Annotated in this window: 21 protein-coding genes; 20 read left to right on the top strand and 1 reads right to left on the bottom strand. The window is 53.3% G+C overall.

The genetic code is table 11. The features are described from left to right. Positions 1-34 precede the first annotated feature (34 nt). On the bottom strand, positions 35-79 hold the full coding sequence (locus ACJHW7_RS06865) for a hypothetical protein (protein WP_128566915.1): 45 nt from the start codon (positions 77-79) through the stop codon (positions 35-37). Positions 80-197: 118 nt separating this feature from the next. Between ACJHW7_RS06865 and ilvI the strand changes: the two genes are divergently transcribed. The 20 genes from ilvI to lpxC all read left to right on the top strand — a co-directional run bounded on the left by ilvI (position 198) and on the right by lpxC (position 22,042). Then, on the top strand, positions 198-1,922 hold the full coding sequence (ilvI, locus tag ACJHW7_RS06860) for an acetolactate synthase 3 large subunit (protein ID WP_000425658.1): 1,725 nt from the start codon (positions 198-200) through the stop codon (positions 1,920-1,922). Between the two features lie 2 nt (positions 1,923-1,924). Further along, complete coding sequence (ilvN, locus tag ACJHW7_RS06855; RefSeq protein WP_001252744.1) at positions 1,925-2,416, top strand: acetolactate synthase small subunit; 492 nt, start codon at positions 1,925-1,927, stop codon at positions 2,414-2,416. Positions 2,417-2,427: 11 nt separating this feature from the next. After that, positions 2,428-2,514 carry a fruR/shl operon leader peptide gene (locus ACJHW7_RS06850; RefSeq protein WP_001303787.1) on the top strand — a complete coding sequence of 29 codons (87 nt, stop codon included), beginning with the start codon at positions 2,428-2,430 and terminating at the stop codon, positions 2,512-2,514. A gap of 81 nt (positions 2,515-2,595) precedes the next feature. After that, entirely contained in the window at positions 2,596-3,600 is a 1,005-nt protein-coding gene (gene cra / locus ACJHW7_RS06845; protein WP_000762401.1) for a catabolite repressor/activator, read from the top strand. A 601-nt stretch (positions 3,601-4,201) separates the two neighbouring features. After that, on the top strand, positions 4,202-4,660 hold the full coding sequence (gene mraZ / locus ACJHW7_RS06840; protein WP_001295770.1) for a division/cell wall cluster transcriptional repressor MraZ: 459 nt from the start codon (positions 4,202-4,204) through the stop codon (positions 4,658-4,660). A 1-nt stretch (position 4,661) separates the two neighbouring features. Further along, positions 4,662-5,603 carry a 16S rRNA (cytosine(1402)-N(4))-methyltransferase RsmH gene (gene rsmH / locus ACJHW7_RS06835; RefSeq protein ID WP_000970479.1) on the top strand — a complete coding sequence of 314 codons (942 nt, stop codon included), beginning with the start codon at positions 4,662-4,664 and terminating at the stop codon, positions 5,601-5,603. Next, positions 5,600-5,965 carry a cell division protein FtsL gene (gene ftsL / locus ACJHW7_RS06830; protein ID WP_000625658.1) on the top strand — a complete coding sequence of 122 codons (366 nt, stop codon included), beginning with the start codon at positions 5,600-5,602 and terminating at the stop codon, positions 5,963-5,965. The genes rsmH and ftsL overlap by 4 nt, the downstream gene beginning before the upstream one ends. 15 nt (positions 5,966-5,980) lie before the next feature. Continuing rightward, on the top strand, positions 5,981-7,747 hold the full coding sequence (gene ftsI / locus ACJHW7_RS06825) for a peptidoglycan glycosyltransferase FtsI (RefSeq protein ID WP_000642196.1): 1,767 nt from the start codon (positions 5,981-5,983) through the stop codon (positions 7,745-7,747). Beyond that, positions 7,734-9,221 (top strand): UDP-N-acetylmuramoyl-L-alanyl-D-glutamate--2,6-diaminopimelate ligase, encoded by a 1,488-nt coding sequence (gene murE, locus ACJHW7_RS06820; protein WP_000785141.1) that lies wholly within the window; start codon positions 7,734-7,736, stop codon positions 9,219-9,221. Before ftsI ends, murE begins: the two co-directional genes overlap by 14 nt. Then, positions 9,218-10,576 carry a UDP-N-acetylmuramoyl-tripeptide--D-alanyl-D-alanine ligase gene (gene murF / locus ACJHW7_RS06815; RefSeq protein WP_000626688.1) on the top strand — a complete coding sequence of 453 codons (1,359 nt, stop codon included), beginning with the start codon at positions 9,218-9,220 and terminating at the stop codon, positions 10,574-10,576. The genes murE and murF overlap by 4 nt, the downstream gene beginning before the upstream one ends. Further along, complete coding sequence (gene mraY, locus ACJHW7_RS06810) at positions 10,570-11,652, top strand: phospho-N-acetylmuramoyl-pentapeptide-transferase (RefSeq protein WP_000964131.1); 1,083 nt, start codon at positions 10,570-10,572, stop codon at positions 11,650-11,652. The genes murF and mraY overlap by 7 nt, the downstream gene beginning before the upstream one ends. A gap of 2 nt (positions 11,653-11,654) precedes the next feature. Next, positions 11,655-12,971, top strand: a complete 1,317-nt coding sequence (gene murD, locus ACJHW7_RS06805) for a UDP-N-acetylmuramoyl-L-alanine--D-glutamate ligase (protein ID WP_000796481.1) — start codon at positions 11,655-11,657, stop codon at positions 12,969-12,971. Next, positions 12,971-14,215, top strand: coding sequence for a cell division protein FtsW (ftsW, locus tag ACJHW7_RS06800; protein WP_001295532.1), 1,245 nt, complete (start codon positions 12,971-12,973; stop codon positions 14,213-14,215). The genes murD and ftsW overlap by 1 nt, the downstream gene beginning before the upstream one ends. Continuing rightward, a complete protein-coding gene (gene murG, locus ACJHW7_RS06795; RefSeq protein WP_000016559.1) occupies positions 14,212-15,279 on the top strand; it encodes an undecaprenyldiphospho-muramoylpentapeptide beta-N-acetylglucosaminyltransferase in 1,068 nt (355 codons plus the stop codon). Before ftsW ends, murG begins: the two co-directional genes overlap by 4 nt. Positions 15,280-15,332: 53 nt before the next feature. Next, on the top strand, positions 15,333-16,808 hold the full coding sequence (gene murC, locus ACJHW7_RS06790) for a UDP-N-acetylmuramate--L-alanine ligase (protein WP_001096048.1): 1,476 nt from the start codon (positions 15,333-15,335) through the stop codon (positions 16,806-16,808). Continuing rightward, entirely contained in the window at positions 16,801-17,721 is a 921-nt protein-coding gene (ddlB, locus tag ACJHW7_RS06785; protein WP_000130056.1) for a D-alanine--D-alanine ligase, read from the top strand. The genes murC and ddlB overlap by 8 nt, the downstream gene beginning before the upstream one ends. 1 nt (position 17,722) lies before the next feature. Beyond that, complete coding sequence (gene ftsQ / locus ACJHW7_RS06780; RefSeq protein WP_000075744.1) at positions 17,723-18,553, top strand: cell division protein FtsQ; 831 nt, start codon at positions 17,723-17,725, stop codon at positions 18,551-18,553. After that, positions 18,550-19,812 (top strand): cell division protein FtsA, encoded by a 1,263-nt coding sequence (gene ftsA, locus ACJHW7_RS06775; RefSeq protein WP_000588474.1) that lies wholly within the window; start codon positions 18,550-18,552, stop codon positions 19,810-19,812. Before ftsQ ends, ftsA begins: the two co-directional genes overlap by 4 nt. 60 nt (positions 19,813-19,872) lie before the next feature. After that, the gene (ftsZ, locus tag ACJHW7_RS06770) at positions 19,873-21,024 is read left to right on the top strand and encodes a cell division protein FtsZ (RefSeq protein WP_000462776.1); all 1,152 of its coding nucleotides are present in this window, start codon (positions 19,873-19,875) and stop codon (positions 21,022-21,024) included. Between the two features lie 100 nt (positions 21,025-21,124). Further along, positions 21,125-22,042: a UDP-3-O-acyl-N-acetylglucosamine deacetylase gene (gene lpxC, locus ACJHW7_RS06765; RefSeq protein ID WP_000595482.1), complete on the top strand. Its 918-nt coding sequence runs from the start codon at positions 21,125-21,127 to the stop codon at positions 22,040-22,042. The last annotated feature ends 63 nt before the right edge of the window (positions 22,043-22,105 follow it).

Here is a 22,105-nt window from a genome sequence, read left to right as displayed (position 1 = left end):
TTGCTGTAAGTTGTGGGATTCAGCCGATTTATTATCAATTTAATCCTTCGTAATGGAGGATTTTATCGTTTCTTTTCACCTTTCCTCCTGTTTATTCTTATTACCCTGCGTTTATGTCTCTGGCTGCCAATTGCTTAAGCAAGATCGGACGGTTAATGTGTTTTACACATTTTTTCCGTCAAACAGTGAGGCAGGCCATGGAGATGTTGTCTGGAGCCGAGATGGTCGTCCGATCGCTTATCGATCAGGGCGTTAAACAAGTATTCGGTTATCCCGGAGGCGCAGTCCTTGATATTTACGATGCATTGCATACCGTGGGTGGTATCGATCATGTTTTAGTTCGTCATGAGCAGGCGGCAGTGCATATGGCCGATGGTCTGGCGCGCGCGACCGGGGAAGTCGGCGTCGTGCTGGTAACGTCGGGTCCAGGGGCGACCAATGCGATTACCGGCATCGCCACCGCTTATATGGATTCCATTCCATTAGTTGTCCTTTCCGGGCAGGTAGCGACCTCGTTGATAGGTTACGATGCCTTTCAGGAGTGCGACATGGTGGGGATTTCGCGACCGGTGGTTAAACACAGTTTTCTGGTTAAGCAAACGGAAGACATTCCGCAGGTGCTGAAAAAGGCTTTCTGGCTGGCGGCAAGTGGTCGCCCAGGACCAGTGGTCGTTGATTTACCGAAAGATATTCTTAATCCGGCGAACAAATTACCCTATGTCTGGCCTGAGTCGGTCAGTATGCGTTCTTACAATCCCACTACTACCGGACATAAAGGGCAAATTAAGCGCGCTCTGCAAACGCTGGTAGCGGCAAAAAAACCGGTTGTCTACGTAGGCGGTGGGGCAATCATGGCGGGCTGCCATCAGCAGTTGAAAGAAACGGTGGAGGCGTTGAATCTGCCCGTTGTTTCCTCATTGATGGGGCTGGGGGCGTTTCCGGCAACGCATCGTCAGGCACTGGGCATGCTGGGAATGCACGGTACCTACGAAGCCAATATGACGATGCATAACGCGGATGTGATTTTCGCCGTCGGGGTACGATTTGATGACCGAACGACGAACAATCTGGCAAAGTACTGCCCAAATGCCACTGTTCTGCATATCGATATTGATCCTACTTCCATTTCTAAAACCGTGACTGCGGATATCCCGATTGTGGGGGATGCTCGCCAGGTCCTCGAACAAATGCTTGAACTCTTGTCGCAAGAATCCGCCCATCAACCACTGGATGAGATCCGCGACTGGTGGCAGCAAATTGAACAGTGGCGCGCTCGTCAGTGCCTGAAATATGACACTCACAGTGAAAAGATTAAACCGCAGGCGGTGATCGAGACTCTTTGGCGGTTGACGAAGGGAGACGCTTACGTGACGTCCGATGTCGGGCAGCACCAGATGTTTGCTGCACTTTATTATCCATTCGACAAACCGCGTCGCTGGATCAATTCCGGTGGCCTCGGCACGATGGGTTTTGGTTTACCTGCGGCACTGGGCGTCAAAATGGCGTTGCCAGAAGAAACCGTGGTTTGCGTCACTGGCGACGGCAGTATTCAGATGAACATCCAGGAACTGTCTACCGCGTTGCAATACGAGTTGCCGGTACTGGTGGTGAATCTCAATAACCGCTATCTGGGGATGGTGAAACAGTGGCAGGACATGATCTATTCCGGCCGTCATTCACAATCTTATATGCAATCACTACCCGATTTCGTCCGTCTGGCGGAAGCCTATGGTCACGTCGGGATCCAGATCTCTCATCCGCATGAGCTGGAAAGCAAACTTAGCGAGGCGCTGGAACAGGTGCGCAATAATCGCCTGGTGTTTGTTGATGTTACCGTCGATGGCAGTGAGCACGTCTACCCGATGCAGATTCGCGGGGGCGGAATGGATGAAATGTGGTTAAGCAAAACGGAGAGAACCTGATTATGCGCCGGATATTATCAGTCTTACTCGAAAATGAATCAGGCGCGTTATCCCGCGTGATTGGCCTTTTTTCCCAGCGTGGCTACAACATTGAAAGCCTGACCGTTGCGCCAACCGACGATCCGACATTATCGCGTATGACCATCCAGACCGTGGGCGATGAAAAAGTGCTTGAGCAGATCGAAAAGCAATTACACAAGCTGGTCGATGTCTTGCGCGTGAGTGAGTTGGGGCAGGGCGCGCATGTTGAGCGGGAAATCATGCTGGTGAAAATTCAGGCCAGCGGTTACGGGCGTGACGAAGTGAAACGTAATACGGAAATATTCCGTGGGCAAATTATCGATGTCACCCCCTCGCTTTATACCGTTCAATTAGCAGGCACCAGCGATAAGCTTGATGCATTTTTAGCATCGATTCGCGATGTGGCGAAAATTGTGGAAGTTGCTCGCTCTGGTGTGGTCGGACTTTCGCGCGGCGATAAAATAATGCGTTGAGAATGATCTCAGTGCGCAATTTGCAGCCCAACATGTCACGTTGGGCTTTTTTTGCGAAATCAGTGGGAACCTGGAATAAAAGCAGTTGCCGCAGTTAATTTTCTGCGCTTAGATGTTAATGAATTTAACCCATACCAGTACAATGGCTATGGTTTTTACATTTTACGCAAGGGGCAATTGTGAAACTGGATGAAATCGCTCGGCTGGCGGGAGTGTCGCGGACCACTGCAAGCTATGTTATTAACGGCAAAGCGAAGCAATACCGTGTGAGCGACAAAACCGTTGAAAAAGTCATGGCTGTGGTGCGTGAGCACAATTACCACCCGAACGCCGTGGCAGCTGGGCTTCGTGCTGGACGCACACGTTCTATTGGTCTTGTGATCCCCGATCTGGAGAACACCAGCTATACCCGCATCGCTAACTATCTTGAACGCCAGGCGCGGCAACGGGGTTATCAACTGCTAATTGCCTGCTCAGAAGATCAGCCAGACAACGAAATGCGCTGTATTGAGCACCTTTTACAGCGTCAGGTCGATGCCATTATTGTTTCGACGTCGTTGCCTCCTGAGCATCCTTTTTATCAACGCTGGGCTAACGACCCGTTCCCGATTGTCGCGCTGGACCGCGCCCTCGATCGTGAACACTTCACCAGCGTGGTTGGTGCCGATCAGGATGATGCCGAAATGCTGGCGGAAGAGTTACGTAAGTTTCCCGCCGAGACGGTGCTTTATCTTGGCGCGCTGCCGGAGCTTTCTGTCAGCTTCCTGCGTGAACAAGGTTTCCGTACTGCCTGGAAAGATGATCCGCGCGAAGTGCATTTCCTGTATGCCAACAGCTATGAGCGGGAGGCGGCTGCCCAGTTATTCGAAAAATGGCTGGAAACGCATCCGATGCCGCAGGCGCTGTTCACAACGTCGTTTGCGTTGTTGCAAGGGGTGATGGATGTCACGCTACGTCGCGATGGTAAACTGCCTTCTGACCTGGCAATTGCCACCTTTGGCGATAACGAACTGCTCGACTTCTTACAGTGCCCGGTGCTGGCAGTGGCTCAACGTCACCGCGATGTCGCAGAGCGTGTGCTGGAGATTGTCCTGGCAAGCCTGGACGAACCGCGTAAGCCAAAACCTGGTTTAACGCGCATTAAACGTAATCTCTATCGCCGCGGTGTGCTCAGCCGTAGCTAAGCCGCGAACAAAAATACGCGCCAGGTGAATTTCCCTCTGGCGCGTAGAGTACGGGAATGGACATCAATATCCTTAAAGTAAATAAGACTATTCCTGACTATTATTGATAAGTTCTTTTAAACCCGCCCGTTAATTAACTCACCAGCTGAAATTCACAATAATTAAGTGATATCGACAGCGCGTTTTTGCATTATTTTGTTACATGCAGAGATGAATTGCCGATTTAACAAGCACTTTTCTTTGCTTTTGCGCAAACCCGCTGGCATCAAGCGCCACACAGACGCAACAGGGACTGTTAACCGGGGAAGATATGTCCTAAAATGCCGCTCGCGTCGCAAACTGACACTTTATATTTGCTGTGGAAAATAGTGAGTCATTTTAAAACGGTGATGACGATGAGGGATTTTTTCTTACAGCTATTCATAACGTTAATTTGCTGCGCACGTTGGACGTAAAATAAACAACGCTGATATTAGCCGTAAACATCGGGTTTTTTACCTCGGTATGCCTTGTGACTGGCTTGACAAGCTTTTCCTCCGCTCCGTAAACTCCTTTCAGTGGGAAATTGTGGGGCAAAGTGGGAATAAGGGGTGAGGCTGGCATGTTCCGGGGAGCAACGTTAGTCAATCTCGACAGCAAAGGGCGCTTATCAGTGCCTACCCGTTACCGGGAACAGCTGCTTGAGAACGCTGCCGGTCAAATGGTTTGCACCATTGACATTCATCACCCGTGCCTGCTGCTTTACCCCCTGCCTGAATGGGAAATTATCGAGCAAAAATTATCGCGTCTGTCGAGCATGAACCCGGTTGAGCGCCGTGTGCAGCGCCTACTGTTAGGTCATGCCAGCGAATGTCAGATGGATGGCGCAGGTCGATTGTTAATCGCGCCAGTACTGCGGCAACATGCCGGGCTGACAAAAGAAGTGATGCTGGTTGGACAGTTCAACAAGTTTGAGCTGTGGGATGAAACAACCTGGCATCAACAGGTCAAGGAAGATATCGACGCAGAGCAGTTGGCTACCGGAGACTTATCGGAGCGACTGCAGGACTTGTCTCTATAAAATGATGGAAAACTATAAACATACTACGGTGCTGCTGGATGAAGCCGTTAATGGCCTCAATATCCGTCCTGATGGCATCTACATTGATGGGACTTTTGGTCGCGGTGGTCACTCACGTCTGATCCTCTCGCAGCTTGGCGAAGAGGGGCGTTTGCTGGCGATCGATCGCGACCCGCAGGCTATCGCCGTTGCGAAGACTATTGATGATCCGCGCTTCTCCATCATCCACGGACCTTTCTCCGCGCTGGGCGAATACGTTGCCGAGCGCGATCTTATCGGCAAGATCGACGGCATTCTCCTCGATCTTGGTGTCTCTTCACCGCAACTTGATGATGCTGAGCGCGGCTTTTCCTTTATGCGCGATGGTCCGCTGGACATGCGTATGGACCCAACCCGTGGGCAGTCAGCCGCTGAATGGCTACAAACCGCAGAAGAAGCCGATATCGCCTGGGTATTGAAAACCTATGGTGAAGAGCGTTTTGCCAAACGCATTGCCCGCGCCATTGTCGAGCGTAACCGCGAACAGCCGATGACCCGCACCAAAGAACTGGCGGAAGTCGTGGCTGCTGCAACGCCGGTGAAAGATAAGTTTAAACATCCCGCGACTCGTACCTTCCAGGCGGTGCGCATTTGGGTAAACAGTGAACTGGAGGAGATAGAGCAGGCGCTAAAAAGCTCGCTCAACGTGCTGGCCCCGGGTGGGCGGCTTTCGATCATCAGCTTCCACTCGCTGGAAGACCGTATTGTGAAACGTTTTATGCGTGAAAACAGCCGCGGTCCGCAAGTTCCGGCAGGGTTACCGATGACTGAAGAGCAGCTCAAAAAACTGGGTGGCCGTCAGCTGCGAGCATTAGGCAAGTTAATGCCGGGCGAAGAAGAGGTGGCTGAGAATCCTCGTGCCCGTAGTTCAGTTCTGCGTATCGCAGAGAGGACGAACGCATGATCAGCAGAGTGACAGAAGCTCTAAGCAAAGTTAAAGGATCGATGGGAAGCCACGAGCGCCATGCATTGCCTGGTGTTATCGGTGACGATCTTTTGCGATTTGGGAAGCTGCCACTCTGCCTGTTCATTTGCATTATTTTGACGGCGGTGACCGTGGTAACCACGGCGCACCATACCCGTTTACTGACCGCTCAGCGCGAACAACTGGTGCTGGAGCGAGATGCTTTAGACATTGAATGGCGCAACCTGATCCTTGAAGAGAATGCGCTCGGCGACCATAGCCGGGTGGAAAGGATCGCCACGGAAAAACTGCAAATGCAGCATGTTGATCCGTCACAAGAAAATATCGTAGTGCAAAAATAAGGATAAACGCGACGCATGAAAGCAGCGGCGAAAACGCAGAAACCAAAACGTCAGGAAGAACATGCCAACTTTATCAGTTGGCGTTTTGCGTTGTTATGCGGCTGTATTCTCCTGGCGCTGGCTTTTCTGCTCGGACGCGTAGCGTGGTTACAAGTTATCTCCCCGGATATGCTGGTGAAAGAGGGCGACATGCGTTCTCTTCGCGTTCAGCAAGTTTCCACCTCCCGCGGCATGATTACTGACCGTTCTGGTCGCCCGTTAGCGGTGAGCGTGCCGGTAAAAGCGATTTGGGCTGACCCGAAAGAAGTGCATGACGCTGGCGGTATCAGCGTCGGTGACCGCTGGAAGGCGCTGGCTAACGCGCTCAATATTCCGCTGGATCAGCTTTCTGCCCGCATTAACGCCAACCCGAAAGGGCGCTTTATTTATCTGGCGCGTCAGGTAAACCCTGACATGGCGGACTACATCAAAAAACTGAAACTGCCGGGGATTCATCTGCGTGAAGAATCTCGCCGTTATTATCCATCCGGCGAAGTGACTGCTCACCTCATCGGCTTTACTAACGTCGATAGTCAGGGGATTGAGGGCGTTGAGAAGAGTTTCGATAAATGGCTTACCGGGCAGCCGGGTGAGCGCATTGTGCGTAAAGACCGCTATGGTCGCGTAATTGAAGATATTTCTTCTACTGACAGCCAGGCAGCGCACAACCTGGCGTTGAGTATTGATGAACGCTTGCAGGCGCTGGTTTATCGCGAACTGAACAACGCGGTGGCCTTTAACAAGGCTGAATCCGGTAGCGCCGTGCTGGTGGATGTCAACACCGGTGAAGTGCTGGCGATGGCTAACAGCCCGTCATACAACCCTAACAATCTGAGCGGCACGCCGAAAGAGGCGATGCGTAACCGTACCATCACCGACGTGTTTGAACCGGGCTCAACGGTTAAACCGATGGTGGTAATGACCGCGTTGCAACGTGGCGTGGTGCGGGAAAACTCGGTACTCAATACCATTCCTTATCGAATTAACGGCCACGAAATCAAAGACGTGGCACGCTACAGCGAATTAACCCTGACCGGGGTATTACAGAAGTCGAGTAACGTCGGTGTTTCCAAGCTGGCGTTAGCGATGCCGTCCTCAGCGTTAGTAGATACTTACTCACGTTTTGGACTGGGAAAAGCGACCAATTTGGGGTTGGTCGGAGAACGCAGTGGCTTATATCCTCAAAAACAACGGTGGTCTGACATAGAGAGGGCCACCTTCTCTTTCGGCTACGGGCTAATGGTAACACCGTTACAGTTAGCGCGAGTCTACGCAACTATCGGCAGCTACGGCATTTATCGCCCACTGTCGATTACCAAAGTTGACCCCCCGGTTCCCGGTGAACGTGTCTTCCCGGAATCCATTGTTCGCACCGTGGTGCATATGATGGAAAGCGTGGCGCTACCAGGCGGCGGCGGCGTGAAAGCGGCGATTAAAGGCTATCGTATCGCCATTAAAACCGGTACCGCGAAAAAGGTCGGGCCGGACGGTCGCTACATCAATAAATATATTGCTTATACCGCAGGCGTTGCGCCTGCGAGTCAGCCGCGCTTCGCGCTGGTTGTTGTTATCAACGATCCGCAGGCGGGTAAATACTACGGCGGCGCCGTTTCCGCGCCGGTCTTTGGTGCCATCATGGGCGGCGTATTGCGTACCATGAACATCGAGCCGGATGCGCTGACAACGGGCGATAAAAATGAATTTGTGATTAATCAAGGCGAGGGGACAGGTGGCAGATCGTAATTTGCGCGACCTTCTTGCTCCGTGGGTGCCAGACGCACCTTCGCGAGCACTGCGAGAGATGACACTCGACAGCCGTGTGGCTGCGGCGGGCGATCTCTTTGTAGCTGTAGTAGGTCATCAGGCGGACGGGCGTCGATATATCCCGCAGGCGATAGCGCAAGGTGTGGCTGCCATTATTGCAGAGGCGAAAGATGAGGCGACCGATGGTGAAATCCGTGAAATGCACGGCGTACCGGTCATCTATCTCAGCCAGCTCAACGAGCGTTTATCTGCACTGGCGGGCCGCTTTTACCATGAACCCTCTGACAATTTACGTCTCGTAGGCGTAACGGGCACCAACGGCAAAACCACGACTACCCAGCTGCTGGCGCAGTGGAGCCAACTGCTTGGCGAAACCAGCGCGGTAATGGGCACCGTTGGTAACGGTCTGCTTGGGAAAGTGATCCCGACAGAAAATACTACCGGTTCGGCAGTCGATGTTCAGCATGAGCTGGCGGGGCTGGTGGAGCAGGGCGCGACGTTTTGCGCAATGGAAGTTTCCTCCCACGGGCTGGTACAGCACCGTGTGGCGGCATTGAAATTTGCGGCGTCGGTCTTTACCAACTTAAGCCGCGATCACCTTGATTATCATGGTGATATGGAACACTACGAAGCTGCGAAATGGCTGCTTTATTCTGAACATCATTGCGGTCAGGCGATTATTAACGCCGACGATGAAGTGGGCCGCCGCTGGCTGGCAAAACTGCCGGACGCGGTTGCGGTATCAATGGAAGATCATATCAATCCGAACTGTCACGGACGCTGGTTAAAAGCGATCGACGTGAACTATCACGACAGCGGTGCGACGATTCGCTTTAGCTCAAGTTGGGGCGATGGCGAAATTGAAAGCCATCTGATGGGCGCTTTTAACGTCAGCAACCTGCTGCTCGCGCTGGCGACACTGCTGGCACTCGGCTATCCACTGGCTGATCTGCTGAAAACCGCCGCGCGTCTGCAACCGGTTTGCGGACGTATGGAAGTGTTCACTGCGCCAGGCAAACCGACGGTGGTGGTGGATTACGCGCATACGCCGGATGCACTGGAAAAAGCCTTACAGGCGGCGCGCCTGCACTGTGCGGGCAAGCTGTGGTGCGTCTTTGGCTGTGGTGGCGATCGCGATAAAGGTAAGCGTCCACTGATGGGCGCAATTGCCGAAGAGTTTGCTGACGTGGCGGTGGTGACGGACGATAACCCGCGTACCGAAGAACCGCGTGCCATCATCAACGATATTCTGGCGGGAATGTTAGATGCCGGACATGCCAAAGTGATGGAAGGCCGTGCTGAAGCGGTGACTTGCGCCGTTATGCAGGCTAAAGAGAATGATGTGGTACTGGTCGCGGGCAAAGGCCATGAAGATTACCAGATTGTTGGCAATCAGCGTCTGGACTACTCCGATCGCGTCACGGTGGCGCGTCTGCTGGGGGTGATTGCATGATTAGCGTAACCCTTAGCCAACTTACCGACATTCTCAACGGTGAACTGCAAGGTGCAGATATCACCCTTGATGCTGTAACCACTGATACCCGAAAACTGACGCCGGGCTGCCTGTTTGTTGCCCTGAAAGGCGAACGTTTTGATGCCCACGATTTTGCCGACCAGGCGAAAGCTGGCGGCGCAGGCGCACTACTGGTTAGCCGTCCGCTGGACATCGACCTGCCGCAGTTAATCGTCAAGGATACGCGTCTGGCGTTTGGTGAACTGGCTGCATGGGTTCGCCAGCAAGTTCCGGCGCGCGTGGTTGCTCTGACGGGGTCCTCCGGCAAAACCTCCGTTAAAGAGATGACGGCGGCGATTTTAAGCCAGTGCGGCAACACGCTTTATACGGCAGGCAATCTCAACAACGACATCGGTGTACCGATGACGCTGTTGCGCTTAACGCCGGAATACGATTACGCAGTTATTGAACTTGGCGCGAACCATCAGGGCGAAATAGCCTGGACTGTGAGTCTGACTCGCCCGGAAGCTGCGCTGGTCAACAACCTGGCAGCGGCGCATCTGGAAGGTTTTGGCTCGCTTGCGGGTGTCGCGAAAGCGAAAGGTGAAATCTTTAGCGGCCTGCCGGAAAACGGTATCGCCATTATGAACGCCGACAACAACGACTGGCTGAACTGGCAGAGCGTAATTGGCTCACGCAAAGTGTGGCGTTTCTCACCCAATGCCGCCAACAGCGATTTCACCGCCACCAATATCCATGTGACCTCGCACGGTACGGAATTTACCCTACAAACCCCAACCGGTAGCGTCGATGTTCTGCTGCCGTTGCCGGGGCGTCACAATATTGCGAATGCGCTGGCAGCCGCTGCGCTCTCCATGTCCGTGGGCGCAACGCTTGATGCTATCAAAGCGGGGCTGGCAAATCTGAAAGCTGTTCCAGGCCGTCTGTTCCCCATCCAACTGGCAGAAAACCAGTTGCTGCTCGACGACTCCTACAACGCCAATGTCGGTTCAATGACCGCCGCTGTTCAGGTACTGGCTGAAATGCCGGGCTACCGCGTGCTGGTGGTGGGCGATATGGCGGAACTGGGCGCTGAAAGCGAAGCCTGCCATGTACAGGTGGGCGAGGCGGCAAAAGCTGCTGGTATTGACCGCGTGTTAAGCGTGGGTAAACAAAGCCATGCTATCAGCACCGCCAGCGGCGTTGGCGAACATTTTGCTGATAAAACTGCGTTAATTACGCGTCTTAAATCACTGATTGCTGAGCAACAGGTAATTACGATTTTAGTTAAGGGTTCACGTAGTGCCGCCATGGAAGAGGTAGTACGCGCTTTACAGGAGAATGGGACATGTTAGTTTGGCTGGCCGAACATTTGGTCAAATATTATTCCGGCTTTAACGTCTTTTCCTATCTGACGTTTCGCGCCATCGTCAGCCTGCTGACCGCGCTGTTCATCTCATTGTGGATGGGCCCGCGTATGATTGCTCATTTGCAAAAACTTTCCTTTGGTCAGGTGGTGCGTAACGACGGTCCTGAATCACACTTCAGCAAGCGCGGTACGCCGACCATGGGCGGGATTATGATCCTGACGGCGATAGTGATCTCCGTACTGCTGTGGGCTTACCCGTCCAATCCGTACGTCTGGTGCGTGTTGGTGGTGCTGGTAGGTTACGGTGTTATTGGCTTTGTTGATGATTATCGCAAAGTGGTGCGTAAAGACACCAAAGGGTTGATCGCTCGTTGGAAGTATTTCTGGATGTCGGTCATTGCGCTGGGTGTCGCCTTCGCCCTGTACCTTGCCGGCAAAGACACGCCCGCAACGCAGCTGGTGGTCCCATTCTTTAAAGATGTGATGCCGCAGCTGGGGCTGTTCTACATTCTGCTGGCTTACTTCGTCATTGTGGGTACTGGCAACGCGGTAAACCTGACCGATGGTCTTGACGGTCTGGCAATTATGCCGACCGTATTTGTCGCCGGTGGTTTTGCGCTGGTGGCGTGGGCGACCGGCAACATGAACTTTGCCAGCTATTTACACATACCGTATCTGCGACACGCCGGGGAACTGGTTATTGTCTGTACCGCGATAGTCGGGGCAGGACTGGGCTTCCTGTGGTTTAACACCTATCCGGCGCAGGTCTTTATGGGCGATGTAGGTTCGCTGGCGTTAGGTGGTGCGTTAGGCATTATCGCCGTACTGCTACGTCAGGAATTCCTGCTGGTGATTATGGGGGGCGTGTTCGTGGTAGAAACGCTTTCTGTCATCCTGCAGGTCGGCTCCTTTAAACTGCGCGGACAACGTATTTTCCGCATGGCACCGATTCATCACCACTATGAACTGAAAGGCTGGCCGGAACCGCGCGTCATTGTGCGTTTCTGGATTATTTCGCTGATGCTGGTCCTGATTGGTCTGGCAACGCTGAAGGTACGTTAATCATGGCTGATTACCAGGGTAAAAATGTTGTCATTATCGGCCTGGGCCTCACCGGGCTTTCCTGCGTGGACTTTTTCCTCGCTCGCGGTGTGACGCCGCGCGTTATGGATACGCGTATGACACCGCCTGGCCTGGATAAATTACCCGAAGCCGTAGAACGCCACACGGGCAGTCTGAATGATGAATGGCTGATGGCGGCAGATCTGATTGTCGCCAGTCCCGGTATTGCACTGGCGCATCCATCCTTAAGCGCTGCCGCTGATGCCGGAATCGAAATCGTTGGCGATATCGAGCTGTTCTGTCGCGAAGCACAAGCACCGATTGTGGCGATTACCGGTTCTAACGGCAAAAGCACGGTCACCACGCTAGTGGGTGAAATGGCGAAAGCGGCGGGGGTTAACGTTGGTGTGGGTGGCAATATTGGCCTGCCTGCGTTGATGCTACTGGATGATGAGTGTGAACTGTACGTGCTGGAACTGTCGAGCTTCCAGCTGGAAACCACCTCCAGCTTACAGGCGGTAGCAGCGACCATTCTGAACGTGACTGAAGATCATATGGATCGCTATCCGTTTGGTTTACAACAGTATCGTGCAGCAAAACTGCGCATTTACGAAAACGCGAAAGTTTGCGTGGTTAATGCTGATGATGCCTTAACAATGCCGATTCGCGGTGCGGATGAACGCTGCGTCAGCTTTGGCGTCAACATGGGTGACTATCACCTGAATCATCAGCAGGGCGAAACCTGGCTGCGGGTGAAAGGCGAGAAAGTGCTGAACGTGAAAGAAATGAAACTTTCCGGGCAGCATAACTACACCAATGCGCTCGCAGCACTGGCACTGGCAGACGCAGCTGGTTTGCCGCGCGCCAGCAGCCTGAAAGCATTAACCACATTCACTGGTCTGCCGCATCGCTTTGAAGTTGTGCTGGAGCATAACGGCGTACGTTGGATTAACGATTCAAAAGCGACCAACGTCGGCAGTACGGAAGCGGCGCTGAATGGCCTGCACGTAGACGGCACGCTGCATTTGTTGCTGGGCGGCGATGGTAAATCGGCGGACTTTAGCCCACTGGCGCGTTACCTGAATGGCGATAACGTACGTCTGTATTGTTTCGGTCGTGACGGCGCGCAGCTGGCGGCGCTACGCCCGGAAGTGGCAGAACAAACCGAAACTATGGAACAGGCGATGCGCTTGCTGGCTCCGCGTGTTCAGCCGGGCGATATGGTTCTACTCTCCCCGGCCTGTGCCAGCCTTGATCAGTTCAAGAACTTTGAACAACGAGGCAATGAGTTTGCCCGTCTGGCGAAGGAGTTAGGTTGATGCGTTTATCTCTCCCTCGCCTGAAAATGCCGCGCCTGCCAGGATTCAGTATCCTGGTCTGGATCTCCACGGCGCTAAAGGGCTGGGTGATGGGCTCGCGGGAAAAAGATACCGACAGCCTGATCATGTACGATCGCACCTTACTGTGGCTGACCTTCGGCCTCGCGGCGATTGGCTTTATCATGGTGACCTCGGCGTCAATGCCCATAGGGCAACGCTTAACCAACGATCCGTTCTTCTTCGCGAAGCGTGATGGCGTCTATCTGATCCTGGCATTCATTCTGGCGATCATTACGCTGCGTCTGCCGATGGAGTTCTGGCAACGCTACAGTGCCACGATGCTGCTCGGATCTATCATCCTGCTGATGATTGTGCTGGTAGTGGGTAGCTCTGTTAAAGGGGCATCGCGTTGGATCGATCTCGGTTTGCTGCGTATCCAGCCTGCGGAGCTGACAAAACTGTCGCTGTTTTGCTATATCGCCAACTATCTGGTGCGTAAAGGTGACGAAGTACGTAATAACCTGCGCGGCTTCCTGAAACCGATGGGCGTGATTCTGGTGTTGGCAGTGTTACTGCTGGCACAGCCAGACCTTGGTACGGTGGTGGTGTTGTTTGTGACTACGCTGGCGATGTTGTTCCTGGCGGGAGCGAAATTGTGGCAGTTCATTGCCATTATCGGTATGGGCATTTCAGCGGTTGTGTTGCTGATCCTCGCCGAACCGTACCGTATCCGCCGTGTTACCGCATTCTGGAACCCGTGGGAAGATCCCTTTGGCAGCGGCTATCAGTTAACGCAATCGCTGATGGCGTTTGGTCGCGGCGAACTTTGGGGGCAAGGTTTAGGTAACTCGGTACAAAAACTGGAGTATCTGCCGGAAGCGCACACTGACTTTATTTTCGCCATTATCGGCGAAGAACTGGGGTATGTCGGTGTGGTGCTGGCACTTTTAATGGTATTCTTCGTCGCTTTTCGTGCGATGTCGATTGGCCGCAAAGCGTTAGAAATTGACCACCGTTTTTCCGGTTTTCTCGCCTGTTCCATTGGCATCTGGTTTAGCTTCCAGGCGCTGGTTAACGTAGGCGCGGCGGCGGGGATGTTACCGACCAAAGGTCTGACATTGCCGCTGATCAGTTACGGTGGTTCGAGCTTACTGATTATGTCGACAGCCATCATGATGCTGTTGCGTATTGATTATGAAACGCGTCTGGAGAAAGCGCAGGCGTTTGTACGAGGTTCACGATGAGTGGTCAAGGAAAGCGATTAATGGTGATGGCAGGCGGAACCGGTGGACATGTATTCCCGGGACTGGCGGTTGCGCACCATCTAATGGCTCAGGGTTGGCAAGTTCGCTGGCTGGGGACTGCCGACCGTATGGAAGCGGACTTAGTGCCAAAACATGGCATCGAAATTGATTTCATTCGTATCTCTGGTCTGCGTGGAAAAGGTATAAAAGCACTGATAGCTGCGCCGCTGCGTATCTTCAATGCCTGGCGTCAGGCGCGGGCGATTATGAAAGCGTACAAACCTGACGTGGTGCTCGGTATGGGCGGCTACGTATCAGGTCCTGGTGGTCTGGCCGCGTGGTCGTTAGGCATTCCGGTTGTACTTCATGAACAAAACGGTATTGCGGGCTTAACCAATAAATGGCTGGCGAAGATTGCCACCAAAGTGATGCAGGCGTTTCCAGGTGCTTTCCCCAATGCGGAAGTGGTGGGTAACCCGGTGCGTACCGATGTGTTGGCGCTACCGTTGCCGCAGCAACGTTTGGCTGGACGTGAAGGTCCGGTTCGTGTGCTGGTAGTGGGTGGTTCCCAGGGCGCACGCATTCTTAACCAGACAATGCCGCAGGTTGCTGCGAAACTGGGTGATTCAGTCACTATCTGGCATCAGAGCGGCAAAGGTTCGCAACAATCCGTTGAACAGGCGTATGCCGAAGCGGGGCAGCCGCAGCATAAAGTGACTGAATTTATTGATGATATGGCGGCGGCGTATGCGTGGGCGGATGTCGTCGTTTGCCGCTCCGGTGCTTTAACGGTGAGTGAAATCGCCGCGGCAGGACTACCGGCGTTGTTTGTGCCGTTTCAACATAAAGACCGCCAGCAATACTGGAATGCGCTACCGCTGGAAAAAGCGGGCGCAGCCAAAATTATCGAGCAGCCACAGCTTAGCGTGGATGCTGTCGCCAACACCCTGGCCGGGTGGTCGCGAGAAACCTTATTAACCATGGCAGAACGCGCCCGCGCTGCATCCATTCCGGATGCCACCGAGCGAGTGGCAAATGAAGTGAGCCGGGCTGCCCGGGCGTAATTGTAGCGATGCCTTTTGCATCGTATGAATTTAAGAAGTTAATGGCGTAAAGAATGAATACACAACAATTGGCAAAACTGCGTTCCATCGTGCCCGAAATGCGTCGCGTTCGGCACATACATTTTGTCGGCATCGGTGGTGCCGGTATGGGCGGTATTGCCGAAGTTCTGGCCAATGAAGGTTATCAGATCAGTGGTTCCGATTTAGCGCCAAATCCGGTCACGCAGCAGTTAATGAATCTGGGAGCGACGATTTATTTCAACCATCGCCCGGAAAACGTACGTGATGCCAGCGTGGTCGTTGTTTCCAGCGCCATTTCTGCCGATAACCCGGAAATTGTCGCAGCTCATGAAGCGCGTATTCCGGTGATCCGTCGTGCCGAAATGCTGGCTGAGTTAATGCGTTTTCGTCATGGCATCGCCATTGCAGGAACGCACGGCAAAACGACAACCACCGCGATGGTTTCCAGCATCTACGCAGAAGCGGGGCTCGACCCAACCTTCGTTAACGGCGGGTTGGTAAAAGCGGCGGGGGTTCATGCGCGTTTGGGGCATGGTCGGTACCTGATTGCCGAAGCAGATGAGAGTGATGCATCGTTCCTGCATCTGCAACCGATGGTGGCGATTGTCACCAATATCGAAGCCGACCACATGGATACCTACCAGGGCGACTTTGAGAATTTAAAACAGACTTTTATTAATTTTCTGCACAACCTGCCGTTTTACGGTCGTGCGGTGATGTGTGTTGATGATCCGGTGATCCGCGAATTGTTACCGCGTGTGGGACGTCAGACCACGACTTACGGCTTCAGCGAAGATGCCGACGTGCGTGTAGAAGATTATCAGCAGATTGGCCCGCAGGGGCACTTTACGCTGCTGCGCCAGGACAAAGAGCCGATGCGCGTCACCCTGAATGCGCCAGGTCGTCATAACGCGCTGAACGCCGCAGCTGCGGTTGCGGTTGCTACGGAAGAGGGAATTGACGACGAGGCTATTTTGCGTGCGCTGGAGAGCTTCCAGGGGACGGGGCGCCGTTTCGATTTCCTCGGTGAATTCCCGCTGGAGCCAGTGAATGGTAAAAGCGGTACGGCGATGCTGGTCGATGACTACGGCCACCACCCGACGGAAGTGGACGCCACTATTAAAGCAGCGCGTGCAGGCTGGCCGGATAAAAACCTGGTAATGCTGTTTCAGCCGCACCGTTTTACCCGTACGCGCGACCTGTATGATGATTTCGCCAATGTGCTGACGCAGGTTGATACCCTGTTGATGCTGGAAGTGTATCCGGCTGGCGAAGCGCCAATTCCGGGAGCGGACAGCCGTTCGCTGTGTCGCACAATTCGTGGACGTGGGAAAATAGATCCCATTCTGGTGCCGGATCCGGCGCAGGTAGCCGAGATGCTGGCACCGGTATTAACCGGTAACGACCTGATTCTCGTTCAGGGGGCTGGTAATATCGGAAAAATTGCCCGTTCTTTAGCTGAAATCAAACTGAAGCCGCAAACTCCGGAGGAAGAACAACATGACTGATAAAATCGCGGTCCTGTTGGGCGGGACCTCCGCTGAGCGGGAAGTTTCTCTGAATTCTGGCGCAGCGGTGTTAGCCGGGCTGCGTGAAGGTGGTATTGACGCGTATCCTGTCGACCCGAAAGAAGTCGACGTGACGCAACTGAAGTCGATGGGCTTTCAGAAAGTGTTTATCGCGCTACACGGTCGCGGCGGTGAAGATGGCACGCTGCAGGGCATGCTCGAGCTGATGGGCTTGCCTTATACCGGCAGCGGAGTGATGGCATCTGCGCTTTCAATGGATAAACTACGCAGCAAACTTCTGTGGCAAGGTGCCGGTTTACCGGTCGCGCCGTGGGTAGCGTTAACCCGCGCAGAGTTTGAAAAAGGCCTGAGCGATAAGCAGTTAGCAGAGATTTCTGCTCTGGGTTTGCCGGTTATCGTTAAGCCGAGCCGCGAAGGTTCCAGTGTGGGAATGTCAAAAGTAGTAGCAGAAAATGCTCTACAAGATGCATTAAGATTGGCATTTCAGCACGATGAAGAAGTATTGATTGAAAAATGGCTAAGTGGGCCGGAGTTCACGGTTGCGATACTCGGTGAAGAAATTTTACCGTCAATACGTATTCAACCGTCCGGAACCTTCTATGATTATGAGGCGAAGTATCTCTCTGATGAGACACAGTATTTCTGCCCCGCAGGTCTGGAAGCGTCACAAGAGGCCAATTTGCAGGCATTAGTGCTGAAAGCATGGACGACGTTAGGTTGCAAAGGATGGGGACGTATTGACGTTATGCTGGACAGCGATGGACAGTTTTATCTGCTGGAAGCCAATACCTCACCGGGTATGACCAGCCACAGCCTGGTGCCGATGGCGGCACGTCAGGCAGGTATGAGCTTCTCGCAGTTGGTAGTACGAATTCTGGAACTGGCGGACTAATATGTCGCAGGCTGCTCTGAACACGCGAAATAGCGAAGAAGAGGTTTCTTCTCGCCGCAATAATGGAACGCGTCTGGCGGGGATCCTTTTCCTGCTGACCGTTTTAACGACAGTGTTGGTGAGCGGCTGGGTCGTGTTGGGCTGGATGGAAGATGCGCAACGCCTGCCGCTCTCAAAGCTGGTGTTGACCGGTGAACGCCATTACACGCGTAATGACGATATCCGGCAGTCGATCCTGGCATTGGGTGAGCCGGGTACCTTTATGACCCAGGATGTCAACATCATCCAGACGCAAATAGAACAACGCCTGCCGTGGATTAAGCAGGTGAGCGTCAGAAAGCAGTGGCCTGATGAATTGAAGATTCATCTGGTTGAATATGTGCCGATTGCGCGGTGGAATGATCAACACATGGTAGACGCGGAAGGAAACACCTTCAGCGTGCCGCCAGATCGCACCAGCAAGCAGGTGCTTCCAATGCTGTATGGCCCGGAAGGCAGCGCCAATGAAGTGTTGCAGGGCTATCGCGAAATGGGGCAGATGCTGGCAAAGGACAGATTTACTCTGAAGGAAGCGGCGATGACCGCGCGGCGTTCCTGGCAGTTGACGCTGAATAACGATATTAAGCTCAATCTTGGCCGGGGCGATACGATGAAACGTTTGGCTCGCTTTGTAGAACTTTATCCGGTTTTACAGCAGCAGGCGCAAACCGATGGCAAACGGATTAGCTACGTTGATTTGCGTTATGACTCTGGAGCGGCAGTAGGCTGGGCGCCCTTGCCGCCAGAGGAATCTACTCAGCAACAAAATCAGGCACAGGCAGAACAACAATGATCAAGGCGACGGACAGAAAACTGGTAGTAGGACTGGAGATTGGTACCGCGAAGGTTGCCGCTTTAGTAGGGGAAGTTCTGCCCGACGGTATGGTCAATATCATTGGCGTGGGCAGCTGCCCGTCACGTGGTATGGATAAAGGCGGGGTGAACGACCTCGAATCCGTGGTCAAGTGCGTACAACGCGCCATTGACCAGGCAGAATTGATGGCAGATTGTCAGATCTCTTCGGTATATCTGGCGCTTTCTGGTAAGCACATCAGCTGCCAGAATGAAATTGGTATGGTGCCTATTTCTGAAGAAGAAGTGACGCAAGAAGATGTGGAAAACGTCGTCCATACCGCGAAATCGGTGCGTGTGCGCGATGAGCATCGTGTGCTGCATGTGATCCCGCAAGAGTATGCGATTGACTATCAGGAAGGGATCAAGAATCCGGTAGGACTTTCGGGCGTGCGGATGCAGGCAAAAGTGCACCTGATCACATGTCACAACGATATGGCGAAAAACATCGTCAAAGCGGTTGAACGTTGTGGGCTGAAAGTTGACCAACTGATATTTGCCGGACTGGCATCAAGTTATTCGGTATTGACGGAAGATGAACGTGAACTGGGTGTCTGCGTCGTCGATATCGGTGGTGGTACAATGGATATCGCCGTTTATACCGGTGGGGCATTGCGCCACACTAAGGTAATTCCTTATGCTGGCAATGTCGTGACCAGTGATATCGCTTACGCCTTTGGCACGCCGCCAAGCGACGCCGAAGCGATTAAAGTTCGCCACGGTTGTGCGCTGGGTTCCATCGTTGGAAAAGATGAGAGCGTGGAAGTGCCGAGCGTAGGTGGTCGTCCGCCGCGGAGTCTGCAACGTCAGACCCTGGCAGAGGTGATCGAGCCGCGCTATACCGAGCTGCTCAACCTGGTCAACGAAGAGATATTGCAGTTGCAGGAAAAGCTTCGCCAACAAGGGGTTAAACATCACCTGGCGGCAGGCATTGTATTAACCGGTGGCGCAGCGCAGATCGAAGGTCTTGCAGCCTGTGCTCAGCGCGTGTTTCATACGCAAGTGCGTATCGGCGCGCCGCTGAACATTACCGGTTTAACGGATTATGCTCAGGAGCCGTATTATTCGACGGCGGTGGGATTGCTTCACTATGGGAAAGAGTCACATCTTAACGGTGAAGCTGAAGTAGAAAAACGTGTTACAGCATCAGTTGGCTCGTGGATCAAGCGACTCAATAGTTGGCTGCGAAAAGAGTTTTAATTTTTATGAGGCCGACGATGATTACGGCCTCAGGCGACAGGCACAAATCGGAGAGAAACTATGTTTGAACCAATGGAACTTACCAATGACGCGGTGATTAAAGTCATCGGCGTCGGCGGCGGCGGCGGTAATGCTGTTGAACACATGGTGCGCGAGCGCATTGAAGGTGTTGAATTCTTCGCGGTAAATACCGATGCACAAGCGCTGCGTAAAACAGCGGTTGGACAGACGATTCAAATCGGTAGCGGTATCACCAAAGGACTGGGCGCTGGCGCTAATCCAGAAGTTGGCCGCAATGCGGCTGATGAGGATCGCGATGCATTGCGTGCGGCGCTGGAAGGTGCAGACATGGTCTTTATTGCTGCGGGTATGGGTGGTGGTACCGGTACAGGTGCAGCACCAGTCGTCGCTGAAGTGGCAAAAGATTTGGGTATCCTGACCGTTGCTGTCGTCACTAAGCCTTTCAACTTTGAAGGCAAGAAGCGTATGGCATTCGCGGAGCAGGGGATCACTGAACTGTCCAAGCATGTGGACTCTCTGATCACTATCCCGAACGACAAACTGCTGAAAGTTCTGGGCCGCGGTATCTCCCTGCTGGATGCGTTTGGCGCAGCGAACGATGTACTGAAAGGCGCTGTGCAAGGTATCGCTGAACTGATTACTCGTCCGGGTTTGATGAACGTGGACTTTGCAGACGTACGCACCGTAATGTCTGAGATGGGCTACGCAATGATGGGTTCTGGCGTGGCGAGCGGTGAAGACCGTGCGGAAGAAGCTGCTGAAATGGCTATCTCTTCTCCGCTGCTGGAAGATATCGACCTGTCTGGCGCGCGCGGCGTGCTGGTTAACATCACGGCGGGCTTCGACCTGCGTCTGGATGAGTTCGAAACGGTAGGTAACACCATCCGTGCATTTGCTTCCGACAACGCGACTGTGGTTATCGGTACTTCTCTTGACCCGGATATGAATGACGAGCTGCGCGTAACCGTTGTTGCGACAGGTATCGGCATGGACAAACGTCCTGAAATCACTCTGGTGACCAATAAGCAGGTTCAGCAGCCAGTGATGGATCGCTACCAGCAGCATGGGATGGCTCCGCTGACCCAGGAGCAGAAGCCGGTTGCTAAAGTCGTGAATGACAATGCGCCGCAAACTGCGAAAGAGCCGGATTATCTGGATATCCCAGCATTCCTGCGTAAGCAAGCTGATTAAGAATTGACTGGAATTTGGGTTTCGAGGCTCTTTGTGCTAAACTGGCCCGCCGAATGTATAGTACACTTCGGTTGGATAGGTAATTTGGCGAGATAATACGATGATCAAACAAAGGACACTTAAACGTATCGTTCAGGCGACGGGTGTCGGTTTACATACCGGCAAGAAAGTCACCCTGACGTTACGCCCTGCGCCGGCCAACACCGGGGTCATCTATCGTCGCACCGACTTGAATCCACCGGTAGATTTCCCGGCCGATGCCAAATCTGTGCGTGATACCATGCTCTGTACGTGTCTGGTCAACGAGCATGATGTACGGATTTCAACCGTAGAGCACCTCAATGCTGCTCTCGCGGGCTTGGGCATCGATAACATTGTTATCGAAGTTAACGCGCCGGAAATCCCGATCATGGACGGCAGCGCCGCTCCGTTTGTATACCTGCTGCTTGACGCCGGTATCGACGAGTTGAACTGCGCCAAAAAATTTGTTCGCATCAAAGAGACTGTTCGTGTCGAAGATGGCGATAAGTGGGCTGAATTTAAGCCGTACAATGGTTTTTCGCTGGATTTCACCATCGATTTTAACCATCCGGCTATTGATTCCAGCAACCAGCGCTATGCGATGAACTTCTCCGCTGATGCGTTTATGCGCCAGATCAGCCGTGCGCGTACGTTCGGTTTCATGCGTGATATCGAATATCTGCAGTCCCGTGGTTTGTGCCTGGGCGGCAGCTTCGATTGTGCCATCGTTGTTGACGATTATCGCGTACTGAACGAAGACGGCCTGCGTTTTGAAGACGAATTTGTGCGTCACAAAATGCTCGATGCGATCGGTGACTTGTTCATGTGTGGTCACAATATTATTGGTGCATTTACCGCTTATAAATCCGGTCATGCACTGAATAACAAACTGCTGCAGGCTGTCCTGGCGAAACAGGAAGCCTGGGAATATGTGACCTTCCAGGACGACGCAGAACTGCCGTTGGCCTTCAAAGCGCCTTCAGCTGTACTGGCATAACGACATTTATACTGTCGTATAAAATTCGACTGGCAAATCTGGCACTCTCTCCGGCCAGGTGAA

It is taken from the genome of Escherichia sp. WS1152, assembly GCF_046487665.1.
Taxonomy (GTDB): Bacteria; Pseudomonadota; Gammaproteobacteria; order Enterobacterales; family Enterobacteriaceae; genus Escherichia; species Escherichia coli.
Note: the sequence above shows the minus strand (reverse complement) of the source record. Positions and strands in the feature narration are given on the sequence as shown.